The sequence below is a fragment of the Chryseobacterium sp. CBSDS_008 genome (assembly GCF_049959325.1).
Taxonomy (GTDB): domain Bacteria; phylum Bacteroidota; class Bacteroidia; order Flavobacteriales; family Weeksellaceae; genus Chryseobacterium.
In genome coordinates, this window is the sequence record NZ_CP188202.1 from 3,919,334 (window position 1) to 3,941,578 (window position 22,245).

The 22,245-nt window shown below is 37.4% G+C and carries 12 protein-coding genes and 1 tRNA gene; 6 read left to right on the forward strand and 7 right to left on the reverse strand.

Annotation, left to right across the window (positions count from 1 at the left end):
• Positions 1-16 precede the first annotated feature (16 nt).
• Positions 17-90, forward strand: a tRNA-Met gene (locus ACP3T3_RS17790).
• Positions 91-359: 269 nt separating this feature from the next.
• Here ACP3T3_RS17790 and ACP3T3_RS17795 read toward each other — a convergent pair.
• The 7 genes from ACP3T3_RS17795 to ACP3T3_RS17825 form a co-directional block, all read right to left on the reverse strand.
• Positions 360-1,658 carry an HlyD family secretion protein gene (locus ACP3T3_RS17795; RefSeq protein ID WP_426477109.1) on the reverse strand — a complete coding sequence of 433 codons (1,299 nt, stop codon included), beginning with the start codon at positions 1,656-1,658 and terminating at the stop codon, positions 360-362.
• Between the two features lie 311 nt (positions 1,659-1,969).
• Positions 1,970-4,165, reverse strand: coding sequence for a peptidase domain-containing ABC transporter (locus ACP3T3_RS17800; RefSeq protein WP_426477110.1), 2,196 nt, complete (start codon positions 4,163-4,165; stop codon positions 1,970-1,972).
• Between the two features lie 189 nt (positions 4,166-4,354).
• On the reverse strand, positions 4,355-5,869 hold the full coding sequence (locus ACP3T3_RS17805; protein ID WP_426477111.1) for a vitamin K epoxide reductase family protein: 1,515 nt from the start codon (positions 5,867-5,869) through the stop codon (positions 4,355-4,357).
• 787 nt (positions 5,870-6,656) lie between these two features.
• Positions 6,657-7,613 (reverse strand): DUF3810 domain-containing protein, encoded by a 957-nt coding sequence (locus tag ACP3T3_RS17810; protein WP_426477112.1) that lies wholly within the window; start codon positions 7,611-7,613, stop codon positions 6,657-6,659.
• Between the two features lie 94 nt (positions 7,614-7,707).
• Positions 7,708-9,153: an MFS transporter gene (locus ACP3T3_RS17815; protein WP_426477113.1), complete on the reverse strand. Its 1,446-nt coding sequence runs from the start codon at positions 9,151-9,153 to the stop codon at positions 7,708-7,710.
• Positions 9,154-9,183: 30 nt separating this feature from the next.
• Positions 9,184-9,921, reverse strand: coding sequence for a lysophospholipid acyltransferase family protein (locus tag ACP3T3_RS17820; protein WP_426477114.1), 738 nt, complete (start codon positions 9,919-9,921; stop codon positions 9,184-9,186).
• Between the two features lie 3 nt (positions 9,922-9,924).
• Positions 9,925-10,383 (reverse strand): GtrA family protein, encoded by a 459-nt coding sequence (locus tag ACP3T3_RS17825; RefSeq protein WP_426477115.1) that lies wholly within the window; start codon positions 10,381-10,383, stop codon positions 9,925-9,927.
• A 357-nt stretch (positions 10,384-10,740) separates the two neighbouring features.
• On the opposite strand from ACP3T3_RS17825, the gene ACP3T3_RS17830 reads away from it, so the two are divergent.
• From ACP3T3_RS17830 to sprA, 5 genes are all read left to right on the forward strand, one after another.
• The gene (locus tag ACP3T3_RS17830; protein ID WP_047429245.1) at positions 10,741-11,004 is read left to right on the forward strand and encodes a hypothetical protein; all 264 of its coding nucleotides are present in this window, start codon (positions 10,741-10,743) and stop codon (positions 11,002-11,004) included.
• Between the two features lie 85 nt (positions 11,005-11,089).
• Positions 11,090-11,941: a BadF/BadG/BcrA/BcrD ATPase family protein gene (locus ACP3T3_RS17835; protein ID WP_426477116.1), complete on the forward strand. Its 852-nt coding sequence runs from the start codon at positions 11,090-11,092 to the stop codon at positions 11,939-11,941.
• 16 nt (positions 11,942-11,957) lie between these two features.
• The gene (locus ACP3T3_RS17840) at positions 11,958-14,246 is read left to right on the forward strand and encodes an NADP-dependent malic enzyme (protein ID WP_426477117.1); all 2,289 of its coding nucleotides are present in this window, start codon (positions 11,958-11,960) and stop codon (positions 14,244-14,246) included.
• Between the two features lie 221 nt (positions 14,247-14,467).
• Positions 14,468-15,052 carry a Holliday junction branch migration protein RuvA gene (gene ruvA / locus ACP3T3_RS17845; RefSeq protein WP_426477118.1) on the forward strand — a complete coding sequence of 195 codons (585 nt, stop codon included), beginning with the start codon at positions 14,468-14,470 and terminating at the stop codon, positions 15,050-15,052.
• A gap of 57 nt (positions 15,053-15,109) precedes the next feature.
• Entirely contained in the window at positions 15,110-22,141 is a 7,032-nt protein-coding gene (gene sprA / locus ACP3T3_RS17850) for a cell surface protein SprA (RefSeq protein WP_426479985.1), read from the forward strand.
• The last annotated feature ends 104 nt before the right edge of the window (positions 22,142-22,245 follow it).

Below are 22,245 nucleotides of genomic sequence, written 5' to 3' on the forward strand. Positions count from 1 at the left end.
TTTGCACCACCAAAACGGCGAGGTAGCTCAGTTGGTTAGAGCGCAGGATTCATAACCCTGAGGTCACGGGTTCAATTCCCGTCTTCGCTACAATAAACCGCAATCATTACATCAATGATTGCGGTTTTTAATTTTAAAAAGATGGTTGCTTTATCTTTTAATCCCTTCAAAAGATTTTTCTTTTCACAGATTTCGATATCCCGATGAAAAATTAAGGGAATAATTTTATTTTTTTCAACATATCAGATTTCTTAAGTATTTGCTTTTGAGATTGGTTTACATTATTATTTTTTGTTGTACTTCATAAAAAAAGCCGTCTTACAATCTGTAAAACGGCCTTCAGTTTTTTTGTATGTTCATCAAACCTGATATCCAAGGAGCTTTCTGATCTGATAAAAGAATCTTTCAATCAGTCGCAGATCCTGTGTTACAATTTCTGCACTGCCTCTAAGTTCTTTATCAAAAGTAAGTGTCTTATTGTAGCTTGTTTTTAATCCTTTTGGTAAAATCACGTCTACATAGTAATTTCCTTTATCGTCAGGAATCAGAGATATATTCTGTACTTTCCCTTCGATGATACCATATTCCTGGAACCGGTAATTATCCAGTTTAATCAGTACTTTTTCACCTGGAACTATTTTTCCTGAGTTTGTAGTAGGAACAGACATTCTGCCCACTAATTGTTCTTTGTTTCTAGGAAGAATGGAAAGGATAGGTTCACCTACCTTTACAAACTGATTCTCGCCAAAAAACTGCTGAAAGCTGGCAACACCGTCGGTAGATGATATAACAAGATAATTCAGTTCCCACTGTTTTAGAGATTTCCGCAGCTGTTCAAGAAGCTGTAAGGTTTGTGAAGAGTATGTAATTCTGTCTTTTTCTGTATTAATGGCAGTTCCGCTTTTGGTCTTATTCAGATTGGAAATACCTTCATCCATTTGCGATATTGAGATTTTGATATTCTCAAGATTTTGCTGGGCCTGAAGATACTTGATCTTTTCGTTTTCAAGTTCCATCGCTGAAATAACACCCTGATTGAACAGTTCCTGAGATCTGTTGAAATTTTTCTTGGTCAGGTCATATTTTATAGACTCGATATTTTTCTGCTGCTTTAAAGTTGCAATCCTTACTTTATATTCAGAAATACTCTGATTGGCGGCCAGGCTTTCTGGTGCATACGGCTGGAGCCTTGTAAAAAGAGCTTCATCCTGAAATGCTTTTGCGAAACTGTTGTATTCACCCTGTAATTCACCCAGTTTAAATCTTGAAGCCTGCGCAATAGGGAAGGCATACAATTTATCGGGTGTAATGGAATCTATCAGTTTTTTCAGTTCTAAAATGTCCTTATAGTTGGCAGCTGACTGCATCACCATCAGAACATCATTCTTTTTAACTTCCTGATGGTCTTTGATGAATATTTTTTCAATTTTGGAACTGGTCCTTGCTTCTATTTTCTCCGGAGGATTCTGGGAAGTTACAATAATGGGAGCCGGTACAAATTCCGGATATTTAATAATGTAGCTCATCAAGAGAATAAACAGGAGGATAACAAATATAACGGTATTTCCCCAGCGGATCATCCAATGTGGCGGCTGGGTAAGAATATCCTGTACGCTTTCTGAGCGGAGTTCAATATTGTCTAAAACGTCTTCTTTCATTGTTCTGAGGTAAAAATTTCCCAATATTTCATGGGGAATATAATTTAAATAATTGGGCAGTTCCCGTCATACCAAGATGGTGGCGAAGTGTCTGCATCCGGTGGGCATTCAAAATGCTTTATGCGGCATGATACCCAGCTGCCAAGGCACCAGGATCCACAGCAGTCATTGTCCGGAATAATTACGCCTCCGCTGACAAATGTCAAATTTTTTCTCGAAAGTTTTTTTAGATTTTTCATGATAATATTAGTTTATACATTTCCTACTCTGTAAGCTTTTCAGATTCCGCTATATTGTGATATTGATATGGGTTAACTTCCTAATTCGAGCTGGTTTCTTACCAGTCTGTAATATTCTCCCCTTAGGTCTACCAATTCAGCATGGCTTCCTTCTTCTACCACTCTTCCCTGATCAAGTACAATAATTTTATCAGCATGTCTTACGGTGGAAAGCCTGTGGGCAATAACCACAGCTGTCTTGCCTTTAAAGAACTGCTCAAGATTCTCCATAATCACTTTCTCATTATTGGCATCCAGCGCAGAGGTAGCTTCATCAAATAAAATATATTCCGGAGATTTATAAACGGCTCTTGCAATGAAAAGTCTCTGCTTCTGACCTCCACTGACTCCAACTCCTTCATTTCCGATTTTCGTGTTATAACTTAATGGGAGACCTTCTATAAATTCTTTAATATTGGCAATTTCTACTGCACGTCTTAATTTTTGTTTATCTATATAATCTTCACCAACAGCAATATTATTGGCAATTGTATCATTGAATACATAGCCTTCCTGCATTACCACTCCGCAATGATCTCTCCAGTATCTGGGGGAAATATTTTTCATATTGGTATTTCCGATTCTTATTTCACCTTTGTCAGGATCATAAAACTTCATCAACAGCTTCAACAGAGTTGTTTTCCCGCTTCCGCTGGCGCCTACAATAGCTGTTGTCTGCTGGTAAGGTATCGTGAGGTTTAAGTTTTCAAAAACCGGAACATCGGAACCAATATACCGGAATGACATATCTTTGATTTCGATGTCTTTTTTCGGAATGTCTATAGCGTATTGTTCATTTTTGTCTTCTTCATCATCTTTATCGTGGATTTCTCCCAGTCTTTCAAGGGATATTTTAGCATCCTGAGTCTGCTTGATAAAGTCGATAAGCTGTAGCAGCGGGCTGTTTAACTGCCCAATGATATATTGTACAGAAAGCATCATCCCCAAAGTAAGATTTCCGCTTAGTACCAGCTTTGCAGAAAGGAAGCTCACCAGAATATCTTTCATCTGATTGATAAAGTTACCTCCAACCGACTGCCACTGTTCTAATGAAAGAGATTTTATTCGGATTTTAAACAGTTTTACCTGAAGAAATTCCCAGTCCCATCGTTTTTGTTTCTCAGCGTTATGCATTTTGATCTCCTGCATTCCGTTAATAAGCTCAATCACTTTACTCTGTTCCTGAGATACCTGAGAGAATCTTTTATAATCAAGTTCTTTTCTTTTTTTCAGGAAGAAACTGATCCAGCCAATATATAATACGGCTCCTACAAGGTAGACAATGAACAGCCTGTAATCATAGAATAATAATACAATACTGAAAATGATAAGGTTGACCAGCGAAAATAATGTATTCAATGAAGAGCTTGTAAGAAGCTGCTCAATTCTGTGGTGGTCATTAATTCTCTGCATGATATCTCCGGTCATCCTTGTATCAAAGAAACTTATAGGAAGCTTCATCAGTTTGATGAAGAAATCGGAGATGATCGAAATATTAATCCTTGCCGAAAGATGGAGAAGAATCCAGCTTCGGATGGTCTCAATTCCCATTCTTCCCAAGAACAGCATGATCTGTGCAAGTAAAACCACATAGATAAAGTTAATATCCTGGTTCTGGATCCCGACATCTACAATACTTTGGGTAAGAAACGGAAATATCAGGGAAAGTAAACTTCCTCCTAAAAGCCCCACGGCCAGCTGTATAACAAGTGTTTTATACTTAAGGAGATATTTGGAAAGAAAAGTAAAGCTGGCCTTACTTTCTTCAGCATCAAATTCTGTCTGGAAAAATGAAGGAGTGGTTTCAAGAATCAGGACAATTCCCTCTTCTGTATTTTCGTTTGCGTTTTCTCCGATCCAGAATCTGATGAATTCTTCTCTTGTATAAGTAATCAGGCCATAGCTGGGGTCTGAAATATATACTTTATTGTTTTTGTCAATTTTGTATACTACAACAAAATGATTTTTATTCCAATGCGCTACACAAGGGAAAGGAACTTCTTCGGTTAGGGTATTGAAATCGATCTGGACTCCCATTGACCGGAACCCGAGGTTTTCTGCGGCATCGCTCAGCCCGAGAAGGCTGCTTCCCTCACGTGTTGTTTCGGAAAGGTTACGAATCTGCTGCAGGGATATACTTTTACCATAATACTTACTTACGATCCTGAGGCATGTAGGTCCGCAGTCTTTGGTATCTGGTTGCTTATAAAAAGGAAACTTTTTTTTCAAAACTACTACTCATTATAAAATGCCGCCAATGGATGGCGACATTTTTACTTTAATTCAATTATAATTCAATGAAATGGTAAACTGGAAATAGTCCCATTTGTCACCGTTTTTCTACTCTTTTCATCTTTTCAGATGGTTATTTTGTTTTTCCTAAGATAGTGAAATTTTTAAATCAATAAGATTTATTTATTAAATCTCATCATCCTCTATTAATTCATCAATAAAGAACAAAATATCCTCACGGTCATATTTGTCCGGAAACTGATATCCATTGAGGATAAAGATAGGAGTAAAGCTTAATCCTGCATTACTGTTTTCCTTAGACATTTCAACCAGCGGATTCAGATTTTCTGATGTTACATTTCCTCCGGAAAGAGCATTGATCTTGCTTTCATCTTTAGTTTCAAACCATTCTTCTACTGCGTGTAAAAATTCTTTTTCAGATTTGTTATGGTAAATATGAGTTAAGTCTGAAATAAGCTGTGTATATTTTTCAGGGGCTCTGTCAGGACTGTAATTGAATCTCATCTGTAAGGAGATATTGTCCGGGTATTTCTCCAGAAGGCCTTCTACCAGTTTATGCGCATCTTTACAGAAACCGCAATATGGATTGGAGACGATAGAAATACGAAGTTTAGCATCTTTTTTTCCAACAGCAAAAGTCTCTGTATCCTGAAATTCAATTTTTGGATTCTGCTCCATCTGGTTTTTGAAAAGCTCATAATTTCTTTTGAATCTGAGGTTTTTCGCATTCGACTTTTGAAGGGATTCTTTTTGTTCAAGAAGCGTGTTGAAATAAATAACAGCAGAAAATACAAGTGCCCATAGAATAACAGTCAGTAAAAGTATTCCTGCACTGAAAGACAGATTCTCGAAAAACAAGCTGCTTATTATAATTTGTCCTGCAAGGATTGAAATAATCAATAGACATACTCTGCAGAATGTTTTTTCCACAAATGCCTGGATGTATAAAGAGTATCCGATGGCAAGTACAGAAACAAATGTAAATCCTTTTACTATGTACGCTGTAGCCGGTAAAAACAGCCCCAATACAGCAAGTCCTGTGAAATAGATCAGAGAAAAATCTGCAAATTTCAATCCTAAAATACTGGTCTTATCCTGTTTTATAATTTTATCACATGAGTTGGCTGTCTGGTTTGCAGCAGTGCCACCGCCTCCGCATATACTTCCGATGACAGTAGATGTATTTCCGAATTTCTGATTAAAAATCTCCAGGGAGATATAAACTCCTGCTAATGAAAGAAGATTGAACAAAGCTTCATAAATAGATTGGCTTATCAGGGAATAAACCAGAACAGCAGCAAAAATGATATACAAAACCGGTTTGAAATTGAATGCCAGCTTGCTTTCCGCATTTTCCGTTTTTTCAAACAGAAGCACGAAGTCTGTAGATTTATTATATAGTTCTTCTTTACCGAATGTTTTTGCTTTTTCTGAATATACTGAATAATTGCTCCCGGATTTTTTGACAAGCGAAAATGAATTCTCAACAATAGCGATGAATTCTTCAGGAAGTTCGTCCCAATATTCTTTGTCAAGTTCATAAGCATCATTTTTTACCCCCATAAAGTTCAGTGTGTCACTAAATGCCAGTGCAGACGGATAATTGGGATGTGAGTTGAACTGGAAAATAAATTCCTGTTTATCGAGTTTTAGATGGTTAATTAGTTTGTCAAAAATCATATTAATATTTTTATCTAAAATACACAGATGTTTTAAATATACAAAAAAAATTCTCCTTTATTAGTGAGATATAAACGAATGCTGGTAGATTTTATTTGATCTTCAGTATTTTATTATATAAAATTTGGAATCGGGGACGGACCTTATAGCTCGGTACTGTTTACAAAAGATGAGTTGTATGTTTTTTCGGAATAAATTTACCTGCATTATTCTAAAGATAACAGGCGTTCTGATGTTTTGAAACAGATGAATAATGAAACCGGAACTGACTTGTGTTTGCAACCACAGCTGATGCTGAAGAATTACTAGCGATTAATTAATAATGACAGTGTAAATTCTTATTTTGAGACAATGGAAGGAATTGATTTAAAAATAGGTTTGTTTTTCCTTGCTTTTTCAGAGGTGAAATTTAGAAATTTCTTATAAAATTTAGAGGATAACTCCAACTTTTAAAATAAGAAAAAAAAGGTGGAAACGCAATATTCTTTATTTAAATAAATGTTGGGTTTTGTGAAGATTTTACAGCTTAAATCCCTTTTAAACCTCATTTTATTTATTAAATGTCGTTATTCTATATAATTTGTTACAGGTTGTAATGAACTCAAAAAAACTTAAAAAGTCATAAAGTTTTCATAAAGTTTTAAAAAATAGTAGAATTGTTTTTGTATTTATAAAATATGTCGTACTTTTACATCGCCTTGAATGAGGGAACAAGTCAAGGTAATAAATTTTTTTTCATCATTTGTGTTTTTAGAATCGTATCGCCTGATACGATTCTTTTTTTTATCTATTTTTCGTAGTTTAAGAGAAGATCTATAAAATAAGAATAGGTAACAGAACCTTCCTGCTGGTTGCTTTTCAAAAACAGATTATTGGTAAATCCAAAGAAATCATCCAGCCATCCCTGATGACTGAGGATGAAATTTTTTTCATATGCCCGGTCTCTTTTCATAGCCGGAGAATAATGATGAAGAATATTCTTTACAAACTCAGGATCTTCCTCGGCAATGAATCTTAAAAGACTTTTTAAAGTGAAAAATTCAGTACTGTATCTCAGTTCCGGATTGCTGGATTGAACTCCTGTTAAATATCCCACAAAATTAGCTTCTTGTTCTCTTGCAAAGCCTAATTGGTGTGAACTTTCATGAGCCGTTGTGAAAGGAATGAAAGTAGAGGGGAGCCCGGAGTTATACTGAGCTTCTGCTGTAAAGGGATTGTAATATCCAAGAATGCCGGTAAAGCTCATTATATTCCTGAATATACTGGGTTTGATGTCCGGTATCTGAGGTGCTTTTTTGTTCGAAATATAAGAAGGTAATTTTGCCTGCTGGCTCAGAATTTCTTTTTGTATAGAGGCAAGGTCAGTAATGATAAAAACCCCTTGATTGTTTTCTTGGGCAGACTGGCGGCTGAGCTTACATTTTTCAAGATAGATAAGAGCCAGCTTTTTTGCTTTTTTTACATTGGGTGCTTCCTGGCTTGAAAGTTTTTGAATAATAGGAGTCTGAAAATACAGCATTCCCCAGAAAATCTGATAAACACAATAAAAGATATTGATGATGATCAGAATTTTAATTATAGAATGATTTCTTCGCTGCTTACTGAATAGAGTAATGAAATAGTATAAAAGAAAGATACCTGATATAATATAAATCGAATCTCCAACAGAAAACGGAATCCAGCTGAACAGCATCTGATGAGCTTCTTTCTGAAGTTCAAAAAAACATTCAAAAAAAGTTACCATCGCTTTGGATTTTGAGAAACCATAAAACAAAAGAAATTGGGCAAGTAATACACCTGCCCAAAACCTTTTCTTCTTATATATTGTTTTTGTTATATTAATGACCACTGCCTTTAGATATTTTATCAAGATCAATGCCCTGGGCTCTTAGAATCCCACTGACACGGATCGCATAGAATGCAAGATAAGCAAAACAAATAACCCCTACGATATAACTGAAATGAATATTCGTAATATCTGCGATATATCCCTGTATAAAGCTTACAATACCTCCACCCATAATCATCATAATCAGATATCCGGACCCCTGGTTGGTATGCTTTCCAAGTCCGTTGATTGCCAGTGCAAATATACATGGCCATAAAGTAGAACAGAAAAGACCTACACTGGTAAATGCATATACAGATACCATTCCATTAGTAAACATTCCGATAAGCAATGCCGTAATTCCTGCTAAAGAAAAGATTAAAAGCATTCTTGCAGGGTTTCCCTTACTTAAGATATCACAGATGATCATTGCAATAATAATGAATCCATATACATAGAATGGAGACAGATCATGGTTGGCAATAGCGTTTACGAATAAAAATACACCGAACGCAAGGTAAGGAGCTAAGAATCTTAAGATCTTTTTGAATCCGGCATTCACATCAAATGCTTCTACAGCACCTGTCCAACGGCCAATCATTAATGATGCCCAGTATAAAGATATGTAAGGTGCTACTTCCTTCGTTTCAAATCCCAGGCTCTTCTCCATATAAGCAGGAAGGTTACTTGCTGTAGAAACTTCTACTCCTACATACACGAAGATCGCGATCATTCCCATGACCAATTGAGGATACTGGAATGCGGAACTTCTGTGTTCACCAGGCATTTTATCGTCGGTATCCTCAACATTAGTTGGAGTTATAGCAGGAAGTGAAGAAAATTTAAGCATTAAAGCTACAAGAGCAAAGGCTGCTCCCAGTATAAGATAAGGCACTTTTACACTTTCTATGCTCGCTTCCGTATTAGCGGCGCTTGCAGAACCAAAAATGGCAAATGCAACGATAAGCGGTCCGATGGTGGTTCCAAGGTTATTAATTCCCCCGGCCATTGTTAATCTCTGAGATCCCGTTTCCGTAGGGCCTACCTCAATAGCAAGAGGATTGGCTACAATCTGCTGAAGAGAAAATCCTAAACCTACAATAAATAACCCGGAGATCATTAAAGGGAAAGAATGCATATTGGCGGCCGGGTAAAACAATAAAGTTCCCAATGCGGAAATAAGAAGCCCCACAATAAGGCCGTTTTTATACCCGATTTTGTTGATCAAATCCTGTTTGAGGCTCTTTGATACAATCATATAAATTAAGGAACCTACAGTATACGCTACATAAAAGCATATCTGCACCAGCATACTTTCAGTTTGAGATAGATTGAAGGCTTTTTGAAAAACCGGGATCAGAATATCATTACTGGCTGCTACAAATCCCCAAAAGAAGAATACAGTAACCAACGGAATGAATTGGGCCCAATTGGTTTGTTTAGAATAATTTGACATATTTATTATAGATTTCACAAACAAATATAACTATTTACTTTCAACGGAATAGCTGATTAAAGTTTTTTTTATTTCCTCATAAGCCTCTGCCTTTAGTTCTTTAGGCGAGCCGGTAGGTTCAATAATTCCATTGAAATAAACCTTTACTCTTCCGGGATAGCCTTTTGAATTGTCAAACGGGAACATCTCCTTGAGACCGATAAAGGTATAAACAGCGATAGGGGATTGATGCTTTGAGGACAGCATAAAAGCTCCATCCTTAAAGTCATCCAGGATAATAGAAGTGTCATCAGGAACGCCGCCTTCAGGAAAAATAGCAATACTGTTGCCTTCTTCCATCTTCTCAGCGCATCTGCGGTATACATCAGCACGGCTTCTTGCGCTTGCTCTGTCCACCATTACACATATCCTTTTATATATAGTTCCGAAAATAGGAATCTTTACCAGCTCTTTCTTGCCTACAAAACATATCGGATGATCCGGAAACAGAATGCAGGCCAGCATAATATCCATAATGGATGTATGGTTGGAGATAAAAACATAGGGCATATTTTTGTCTTTTTCCTGTTTGGAAAGCCTGATAAGGTCATATCTGAAGCCCATTCCGTAGAATATTCCGAAACACCATAGCCTGATAAGTTTATAGGCGTACTTATAATGTTTTTTATTAAAGGATAAAATATAGACCGGGATTCCGATACTTACTGTCAGAAAAAATGCCAGCAGAAGCAGCCAGAACCTCCAGAGATAATTTAAAATTTTCGTCACCGCTTAACCGTTAAAAATTACTTTCTTTTTGACCGAATAATTCAGAATGGAAACCAGCAATATTGCTGCAATTTTGCTGACCATTTCCGGGCTCAAGGTATAAAAAAATAAATTGATATTATCCTTAAAAATGAAACTGTAGAATATCTGGAAAAATGCTAAGCTGAGCAATGTTGAAAAGAAAGATACCACCATAAAATACACAAATTCCTTTTTCTTTGAATGCTTTCCCCTTTCAAACACAAACCAGATACTCAGAAAGTAATTGGTAATAATTCCGCAGCTGGTAGAAAAAATATTACTTAAGGGATAATGTACACCATAGAAATTGGTTTCCCTTGCAAAGAAATGCGGAAGAGAGGTGCTGAACATCTTAAAGCTGCCTATTTCCACAATGGCACTTAGCCCTCCTGCAATAATGAAGAACAAAACCTGTTTCTGGCGTAAGAGTATTTCTTTCATGTGGTATAAAACTAAAATTTTTGTACATATTGTAACGTGTGCTGAAATGATTTATATCTCAGCAGATAAACGCCTTACCGAAGCACTGCCGGAATAACACTTTTTAAAATGGCAATTACTGCAGAGCTTCACAATATGAATATGCAAATTTATAACTATATGTTAAACACTGAAAAAAGTTGTTAAAATATTTTTTTTAATAAAAAATATGTCTAATTTTAATATTCAGAATGATGTAATAAAACCTGATAATAAATTCGTTTTCAACTCCTTGTGTTGATGGTTTTTTCTATCTTGTAGTGCGCGGTTAAGAGCATATACTCCACATTTTATGACCCAATTATTAATAATATTTGTATGAAACGTCAAAACAAATACAGAAAATTCCAGCTTCAACAAAAAAATATTGAGGCGCTTGAGAAAGAAAATTCCCGCTTCAAAAGAGTGTATTCCGAATATGAAAATATGTCAGACGAATTATGGAATCTTGAAAACTCCAACGGAGAACCGGTGCCTGATGATTTTATCAATGCAATGGTCTTACAGACTTCCTATCTGGAAGATGAAATAGAAGACTGGCTCTTACAATTCAACGAAAAAAAAACACAAATTAAACATTAATGATTTTAGACAGCTTCCAGATTGTTTTTAAATGCTAATTGAAGATAAATTCATAATTTAGCACCCTTAAATTAAAATCTAAAATATGGTTGCTATTGTAGATAGTGGTTCTACTAAAACGGATTGGGTAATTCTTGATGACTTTAAAAAAGTTTTTCTGAAAACAGAAACCATCGGTTTCAATCCGAATTTTATCAACAGAGAGCTCATCGCTCCTGAGATACAGAAAAATAGCAATCTGATATCAGTTAAAAATTCAATTACCAAAGTCTTTTTTTATGGTTCCGGATGCGGAGTCAAAAAAAACTGCGAAACTATAGAAGAAGAGCTGAAAAAAGTTTTTGGAAAAGCAGAGATTATTGTTAAGGAAGACCTGATGGCTGCAGCATATGCGGCATATAGTGGTAAGCCAGCCATCGTGTGCATTCTTGGCACAGGATCAAATTCCTGCTTTTTCGACGGTAAAAATGTAAAGATAGAATTGCCCTCGCTGGGATTCCTGATCGGCGATGAAGGAAGCGGCAGTGCCATCGGAAAGCAGTTGGTGCGCAGGTATTTCATGAAAAAACTGCCTGCAGACCTTCATGAAGAATTTGAAGCTGATTATCAGCTTACCGTAGAAGATGCATTGAAAAATATGTATCACACGCCAAGACCAAATGCATACCTGGCAAATTTTACCAAATTTGTAATCGAAAGAAAAGATCATCCTTATTTCAGGGATATGGTTTTTGAAGAAATGAAAAGCTTCTTCGAATATCAGGTTCTCCCATATGAGGAAGCACATGATGCCGAGATCAATTTTATCGGTTCCATTGCTTATTATTATGAAAATACACTACGTTCTGTAGCTGCAGAACTTAATTTAAATGTGGGACATGTTGTGCAGAAACCAATTGAAAGCTTAGTAGATTACCACATTAAATATATACTTTAACAAAAAACAAAATTTTATGTCAAGTAACAACAATCGTGACGAAAAGAACTTTAGCCAGGCCGCGCTGGATTATCATAAAGCAGAACCTAAAGGAAAAATTGAAGTAATCCCATCAAAACCGCACTCTTCTCAGAGAGATCTGTCTCTGGCATATTCTCCGGGAGTAGCAGTTCCTTGTATGGAAATTCATGATAAGCCGGAAACTGTTTATGATTACACGGGAAAAGGAAATCTGGTTGCAGTAATTTCTAACGGTACTGCCGTACTTGGACTGGGAGATATCGGTGCTGAAGCTTCAAAACCGGTAATGGAAGGGAAAGGACTTTTATTCAAGATCTTTGCAGATATCAATGTTTTTGATATTGAGATCGACGAAAAAGATCCGGATAAATTTATTGAAATCGTAAAAGGTATTGCGCCTACTTTTGGAGGAATCAACCTGGAAGATATCAAGGCACCTGAAGCTTTCTATATAGAACAAAGGCTGAAAGAAGAATTGAATATTCCTTTGATGCATGATGACCAGCACGGAACTGCCATTATCTCAGCTGCTGCCCTGATTAACTCTTTGCAGATTGCCAATAAGGATATTGATAAGGTGAAAATGGTGGTGAACGGAGCCGGTGCTGCAGCTATTGCATGTACCAAGCTTTATATTTCATTAGGATTGAAAAAAGAAAACGTCCTGATGTGTGACAGTAAGGGAGTAATTAATCATAAAAGAGAAAATCTTACTCCTGAAAAATTGGATTTCATTGCCCAGACAGATATTGAAACATTGGATGATGCTGTAAAAGGAGCTGATGTTTTTGTGGGATTGTCAAAAGGAAATGTAATGACTCCGGAAATGCTGTTGAGCATGAACGAAAATCCTATCGTATTCGCTCTGGCTAATCCTGACCCGGAAATTGCTTACGATCTTGCCCTTGATACCCGTAAAGATGTGATCATGGCAACGGGAAGAAGTGATTATCCTAACCAGGTAAACAATGTACTGGGATTCCCTTATATCTTCCGTGGAGCATTAGATGTACAGGCTATGGGAATTAATGAAGAAATGAAACTGGCAGCCGTACATGCCATTGCTGATCTTGCCAAAGAGCCGGTGCCGGAAGCTGTAATTTTAGCTTACAACGTTCAGAACCTTCAGTTCGGAAGAGAATATTTCATTCCAAAACCATTTGATAACAGACTGATCACAAAAGTATCAAGTGCTGTTGCAAAAGCAGCTATTGAAAGCGGGGTTGCAAGAAAAACCATTAAGGATTTCGAAGAATATGAGCACCAGCTTTTAGACAGAATGGGAAGAGATGAAAGATTGGTAAGAATGATGCAGAGCCGTGCAAAATCCAATCCGAAAAGAATCACCCTGGGAAATGCTGAAGAATATAATGTATTGAAAGCTGCCCAGATTCTTTATGAAGAAGGAATTGCTTACCCAAGCCTTTTAGGAGACAAAAAATACATCAAGGAGCAGATGGAGCGTTACGGAATTACCCTGGATGTTCCAATTATTGATCCAAGTGATGATGATCAGAAAGAAAACAGAAAAAAATACAGAGAAACCCTTTGGAAACTTCGTCAGAGAAAAGGAATGAACGAGTACAAGGCCAAAAGATATGTCCGCCAGAGAGATTATTTCGGACCTTTGATGCTGAGACATGGCGATACTGACGGTCTTATCGTAGGATTCTCTAAAAACTATACTTCCGTTTTACGTCCTGTTTTAGAAGTTATTGAAAAAGATAAAGGAGTAGACAAAGTAGCGGCCATGATGATGATCCTGTCTGAAAAGAAACCTATTTTCTTCGCAGATACTTCCATCAATCAGAACCCGACAGCTGAAGACCTTGTGAATATTGCTAAGATGGCAGAATTTACAGTGAAATCTTTTGCCATAGAACCAAGAATTGCAATGCTTGGATTTGAAAACTTTGCAGCAATCTCCGAAACTTCCAAGAAAGTGGCAAAAGCCGTAGGAATTCTTCATGAAAAATATCCTAAAATGATTGTGGATGGTGAAATTCAGCCGGATTTTGCAATGAATGCAGATCACCTGAGCGATTACCCTTTCTCAAAATTAGGAACAACACCGGCAAACACGTTCATCTTCCCGAACCTGGAAAGTGCCAACCTTTCTTACAAAATCCTGAGAGGAATGAAAGTAGCACAGGTAATAGGACCTATCTTAATGGGATTAAAGCAGCCGGTGCATGTACTTCAGATGCGTTCAAGCGTAGATGAGATCGTAAACCTTGCTACGATTGCTGTTCTTGATGCTCAAAGAAGAGAAAAAAAACAATAAAATATTGAAGATGTAAACGCAAATCAATAATTTATTACTGTTATTTAAATGACACTTTAAACCGTGTTCAGATATTAAAAAGACTCCATATTTTGGAGTCTTTTGTTTTTATGTTAATTCATTGAATTCTTATTTGAAATTTAAGTTAAAAATCATTCGTACGTCAAATGAAAACATTAATTACTTTAAATTGCTATATTTGGGAGTTTTAAAAATTAATAATGATATTTTCTTTACAAGGCACTGTTCAAGAACTTACGCCTACCTACGCTGTCATCAATGTACAAGGAGTTGGTTACTATGTGGGGATCAGTTTGATGACCTCACAGACGCTGGTTTTGAATCAGCAGACCTTTTTATTTATTCAGCAGATCATTCGTGAAGATGCTCATCTTCTCTTTGGATTTAACACACGTTCAGAAAAAGAAATGTTCAATCTGTTAATAAGCGTTAACGGAGTAGGCGCTGTTTCAGCACTTATTTTACTATCAACCCTGACGCTTGATGAGATTGCTTCCGCCATAGTTTCAGGAAACAGTGCGCTGATTCAAAAAGCAAAAGGAATCGGTGCTAAAACTGCTGAAAGAATTATTGTGGATCTTAAGGATAAAGTACAGAAATTCAGTGATCCGAACGCGAATATTTCTGTGATGGTGGATAATAAAATTAAGGAAGAATCGTTATCTGCATTAGAAGTTTTAGGCATTCCTAAGCGGGCGAGTGAAAAGATTGCGGATAAAATTATAAAACAAAATCCAAGCATCTCGGTAGAAGAATTGGTTAAACAAATCTTAAAAAACATTTAACATTTGGTGGCGAATAGTAAGCATCTTAACATATTTTTGTTCCTGTCGTTCCTGTGTATGTCTGTGAGTGCTTTTGCGCAGGCACAGAAAGATACAGCAATCATACGAAAACAATATGAAGTGGCTGACCCTACGAGGTATGAAGCCTATTACGATATAAAAACCGGGATGTACTATGTGTACCCCAAAATCGGAAATACAATCACCGGTCCTCCTACGGCCATGTCTCCGGAAGAGTATAAAGAATATATGCTCGCCAGCCAGACAAAAGCCTATTACAAAGATAAATCTGATAAATATAATCTTCTCTTCAGAAAAGACAGATCAGACGCAAGGAAAAAGGGACTTATCCCTTCATTGTTGATCAACAACAGACTTTTCGAAACGATTTTTGGGGGCAATAAAATAGAAATTATTCCTTCAGGATATGCCTCCCTGGATTTTGCGGGACTTTATCAGAAGATAGATAACCCGATGATCCTGCCTCAAAACAGAACCAGCTTTACTTTTGATATCGATCAGAGAATACAGCTGGGATTATTAGGTAAAGTAGGGGAAAATCTTCAGTTAAAAGCCAATTATGATACCCAGAGTGGCTTTGCTTTCGAAAACAGAATGAATCTAGTTTGGCAGGCAAAAGGAAGCTGGAAAGATCTTCAGAGCAAAGGGCTCGGAAATGTGGATAAACCTAATGAAGGAGGAGAAGATAAAATCATCAAAAGAGTTGAATTCGGTAATGTAAATATGCCGCTTTCAACCAGCCTTATCCGTGGTTCACAATCACTGTTCGGGGTGAAAACGGAGTTCCAGCTGGGAAAAACATTCGGAACCGTTGTCCTTTCCCAGCAGCAGGGTGAAGCCCGTAATATTGTAGTGCAGGGCGGTGGTGTGATGAACAACTTCAAGGTCAACGCAATTGATTATGAAGAAAACCAGCACTTTTTTATAGGGCATTATTTCTTAAACAAGTATGATGATGCTTTGCTTAATTATCCACAGATCAACTCAACCATCAATATTACCAGAATGGAAGTTTGGGTATTGGATCAGGGGAACAGTAACCTGTCGTATCAGAAAAGTATTATCGGGATCAGAGACATTGGAGAAGGTCCTGGAGGTGTTACTTTACCGGATAACTCTCTGAACGGGTTGTATGATGAAGTATCAAAAGTGGCCGGAACAAGGGAAGCAGGGAAAAATTACAATGCTCTTTTTCAAGGACATATCTTCCCCGGAACACCAACTCCCTACAATAACGGAGAAGAATTTGTTCTTGCTACAAAAGCGAGAAAGCTGAATGCTAATGAATTTACTTTTCAGCCGCAACTGGGATATATTTCATTAAATCAGAAACTAAATGACCAGCAGCTTTTAGCCGTTTCCTACTCATATACGGTTAACGGAAGCAATAAAGTATATAAAGTAGGGGAATTTTCTGAAGAAAGCCCTGTACTGATCACAAAAGTATTGAGAGTAAATAATAAAGTGAACACTCAATCTCCGATGTGGGATCTGATGATGAAGAATATCTATTCTATGGATGCAGGACAGGTATCTCCGGATGGATTTATTCTTAATGTATATTACAGAGATCCAAAAACAGGAGGTAAAGTAAACTATCTTCCGGACACTCCTGTAAAAGATCAGAACTTACTGAAGTTATTTAACTGGGACCGCCTGAATATGAATGGCGATATCCAGAATAACAAAGACGGAAGTAAAGGAGATGGTATTTTCGACTTTGTCAATGGGATTACTATCAGACCGGAAACAGGAAGAGTTATCTTTACCAAAGTACAGCCTTTCGGTAAATTTCTGGAAGCAAAATTAGGAACAAGTGATCCTCAATATGTATTTCAGGATCTTTATACCAAACAAAAACAAGAAGCTTCCCAGAGTAACCTTACACAAAGGTATACCATGGAAGGCCGTTATAAAGGTGTTCAGGGACAAGGTATTTCTCTGGGTGCCGTAAACGTTCCTCAGGGATCAGTAAAAGTGGCAGCAAACGGAGTACAGCTTACAGAAGGAGTAGACTATACGGTAGACTACATGCTGGGTACAGTTACCATCATCAATGAAAATGTAAAACAGTCCGGACAGGCCATCAATATTTCACTGGAAAACCAGTTGACATTTAATACCCAAAGAAAAAGGTTCTTAGGATTAAATTTAGAAAGAAGATTCAGTGAAAACTTTATCCTGGGAGGAACAGTAATCAATTACTCCGAATCTCCATTGACCCAGAAAGTAAATTTCGGACAGGAAGCGGTAAATAATACCATGGCAGGAATCAACCTGATGTACAACAATCAGGCTCCTTACCTGACAAGGCTTACCAATAAACTTCCAATGGTAAAAACCGAAGCTCCATCCAACTTAAATTTCAAGATGGAAGCTGCCTATTTATTACCGGGGTTAAATAAAGGAACAAATAACCAGTCTTATATTGACGACTTTGAACAAACAACTTCTAAAATATCATTAAAAGAACCCGCTGCATGGAGTTTAGCTTCAAGGCCGGAGAAAAATAAGCTGCCGCCGTTTAATACGGTGCCGGGAAATGATGATTTAACCAGTGGATATGGAAGAGGATTATTGACATGGTATAATATAGACCCTAGATTCTGGGGTGTAGGAGGAAAAGCTCCTGCGGGAGTTACACCACAGTCTGTATCCAACCACGCTTCCAGAAGAGTACAATATTCAGAGATTTATAACAACAGAGATTTCGTTGCGGGAGAACAAACTTTTACCAATACATTCGATATCTCTTACTTCCCTAAAGAAAAAGGACCTTACAACGTAAATCCATTAACAGAACAGGCACAAAGCAGATGGGCTGGGATTATGAGATCAATCAGTGTTCCGAACTTTATTACTTCAAACATTGAATACGTTGAATTCTGGATGATGGATCCTTATGCAGATGGTAAAACTTTGGGTACTGATCCAAAACTTTTACTTCATTTAGGAAACGTTTCCGAAGATGTTCTGAAGGACGGAAAAATGCAGTATGAAAACGGATTGCCAACTCCAGGGACACCATCTTCTACAACGAACTCAAATTGGGGAGTACAGCCAAAACAGCCGCCAATTTTATATGCATTCTCTACAGAAGGAGAGGACAGAAAAGTGCAGGATGCCGGATATGATGGTCTTACTTCTGATCAGGAAGCTATGAGATTCGGAAATACTTTTGTAAACCCGGTAACCAATATTGCAGACCCTGCAGTAGATGATTTTGTATTCTATCTTTCGGATAAATTTACAGGAAGCCAGGCTGCTTCAGTGGTGGAACGTTACAAATATTTCAGAAACCCGGAAGGAAATTCAGAAGCAAACTCTCTGAACGTTGCTTCTCAAACTCCAGATGCTGAAGATATCAATAAAGATTACAACCTGGATCAGACTGAAAATTATAACCAATATGTTATAAAGCTTGATCAGGCAAGTTTGTCACTGGGAACGAATAATATTGTAGATGTAAAAACAGTAAAAGCAACATTCCAGAACGGACAGTCTTCAGATGTTAAATGGTACCTGTTTAGAATTCCTGTAGCGAATTATGATCCAGCTGAAGGGACAGCAGAGCCATCTGTATTGAATAATGTAAGGTTTGCAAGATTGATGCTGGCAGGATTTGATCAGACCTCTACTCTGAGATTCGGAACAATGGATCTTGTAAGATCAGACTGGAGAAAATATACTAGTAACATTGCCAGCACAAATATCCCAGGTTCAGGAGAGGGTGTAGGCGTTGTTACAGACCCGAATTTTGAGGTAGGAAGTGTGAACATTGAAGAGAATGCATTGAATCAACCTCCATATGTATTGCCTCCGGGAATTGACAGACAAGTGTTAAGTGGAAATGCGGGTGCTCAAAGACAGAATGAAGCTTCACTTTACATGAAAGTAAAAGATCTTAAGACGGAAGCAAGAGGAGTATTCAAAAATACAACGTTGGATATGAGAAGATACAAAAAACTTAAGCTTTTTGTACATGCTCACGACCCATCCAATGTTATTACTGGAATTGATGAGAAAACAAAATTCTTTATTCGTTTCGGAAGCGATGCTACAGATAACTATTATGAGTATGAATCATCTTTAAAAATGACTCCTACTACAGCCACTGCCCCTATGGAGATCTGGCCAATGGAAAATGAGGTCGATTTTGATGTTCAGAACTTTGTAGATGCTAAAATCAGAAGAGATAAATCAGGGGTTGCCATTACGAATAGAACAGTGGATCTGGGATATCAGGAACCTTATAAAAATATTTATATCAAAGGTAGACCAAGTTTAGGTAATATTACCACCATTATGATTGGGGTGAGAAATTCTGACACAAGAGGTGGATCTGCTATAACAAGAGTTCTATGGGTAAACGAAATCCGTCTTTCTGAAATAGAAAATGATGGAGGGTATGCAGGAAATGCCAGCTTAAACTTCAATATGGGAGACCTGGCAACAGTGAATACCAATGCCTCTTATACCTCAGTTGGTTTCGGGAATATCGATTCAAAACCTGCAGAAAGAACACAGTCTACTCAATCTGCATTCAGTATCAATACGGCGATCAATGTAGATAAATTCCTTCCGGAAAAAACAGGAGTGAAAATTCCTTTAAACTATTCTTATTCGCAGACTATTGAAGATCCAAAGTACAATCCTCTGGATACCGACGTGGAATTCAATAAGGCTCCGAACAAGGATCAGTTGAAAAAAGTAGCGAGAACGTATACCCAACAGAGAAGTATTGGTGTCGTTAACATGCATAAAGAAAGAGTAAATCCAAATAAAAAGCCTAAGTTTTATGATATTGAAAACGTATCAGTAACTGCTGTTTATAACGATGACTATTTCAGAGATATCTATACCAAGAGAAATTACAGACAGTATCTGAGAGGGTATATTGATTATAACTACACATTTAAACCGTGGGTGCTTAAGCCTTTCAACAAGATGATCAGTGATACAGCAAAATCTACAAAGTATCTGAGATGGGTAAAAGAATTCAATATTAACCCAATTCCTACAAGAATCTCTTTCAGAACTGAAATCGACAGAAACTACAATGAACTTGAGTTCAGAAATGTGGAAGCTATCCTGAACGGTGACATGAATAATAATTTCGATGCCATCAGAAACAGAAACTTCTTCTTTGGATGGCAGTACGGTTTAGGGTTTAATTTCACAAAATCATTAAAACTGGAGATTAATTCTGCAACAAGAACGCTTAATGATAATCTGGACGTGAATTCAATGGACAGCAAATCGATCTTCGGAAACGTATTCAGAGCGGGAAGACCGGTATTGTATAACCACAGAGCGCAGCTGAATTATAAACTGCCGTTCCAGTATCTGCCTTATCTGGATTTTATTGATGCAGAAATAGGGTACGGATTTACATACAATTGGGCGGCAAGATCTACTTCATTGACTGGATTTTTTGATCCTCAGACGAATCAGACAGCAAGTTTAGGATCTGTGGGGCAGAATACCAACGTGATTCAGGCAACAGCTTCAGCAGATCTTCCGAAGTTCTTTGGCCAGTTTAGCTATTTCAAGAATATCAATGCCAAACTTCAGAAGCGCAGACAGGAGATGGACTCTCTGAACAATGTATATACCAAGCAATGGGAGAAAAACAGATACAGATACAAGAAATATAAATTTAAAAACAGGCTTACTCCGCTTCAAAGTGCTGCATTCCTGCTGACTTCCTTCAAACAGTTGAATGTAAGTTATAATGAAACAAATGGTACAGTACTTCCGGGATTGATATCAGCGCCAAACTGGTATGGATACGGACAGACGCTGGGAGGGCCAACACTTGGCTTCCTTTTAGGATCACAGGCAGATATCAGAAGAACCGTCATGGAAAACGGATGGGTGAGTGGCTCCAATTATATGACAGATCCGTATGTAAGAATGTCGACCAAAGAATTGAGAGCAGACTTACAGGTGATGCCGATGAACGATTTAAGAGTTGATCTTAATGTGCTGCATACCTTTAACAGTAACTTCTCACATACAGGATTCAACTATACCAATGGTGGAGTTCCTGATACTGATTTTACGTTTGCCAGCGAAATGATAACGTATTCCAATACAACAATGCTTCTTGGAACATCATTTAAAGATGGGAAGGCCGTTTACCAGGCGATCAGGGAAAATGCAAGAGCTCTTTCCCAGCAGCTGGGAGGCCCGGGAGCCGTATTGGATAATAGTGGATTTGCGAAGCATTACAGTATCGGAAATGCCTATGTATTGATCCCTGCATTTAGAGCAGCCATGGAAGGGAAATCAGTAACACCGATGACCAATCCTAAAAAAGCAGGATTCCCGTTACCAAACTGGAGGATTACATATTCAGGATTAAAAAATATTCCGATAATCAGTGGTCAGTTTACGAAGTTCGATATCTCACATGCCTATACCGCTACCTACACCGCAACGGGTATTCAGAGTAATGTCGATTATCATGGCAACCCGAACGGATATTATCAGACCGTAGATGATGCGGGTAATGTAATTAAAAATGATGGCGACAAGATCAATCCATATACATTTGCTCAGGTGGGTTATGTAGAATCTTTCTCACCGCTTATTGGAGTAGATGTTACCATGAGAAACAATATGCAGTTCGGAATACAGTATAACAAAACCAGAATGATGGTATTGGGATTGGTGAACCAGACGCTTACCGAAGATGCTAATACAGAATATGTAGTAAGACTTGGATATATTGTCCGAAACTTCAGATTAGGAACAGCCAATATCCGGGGCAGAGGAACAAGAGGAAAAGGAAGTGACCTTAACATCAGAGGAGATATTTCATTAAGAGACAGTAAAACATCTATTATGAATATTCTGCTGAATGATGCACAGGTTACCGGAGGACAAAGATTGATGAACATTAAACTTTCAGCAGACTATAATGTTTCCGAAAACCTGAACCTGAGGGTATTCTACGAACAGATGACCTCAAAATATAAGATTTCCACAGCATTCCCGCTGTCTACGATCAGAGCAGGTATTTCAGCCACATTTACATTCGGTGAATCCGGTGGCGGATTCTAAAATATATAAACCTTAAAAGTCCTTCAGTTTTGAAGGACTTTTTTTATATCCAATATTTGAAGCTACTATATTTTTGAATACATTTGTACAAAATAAAAATTAAA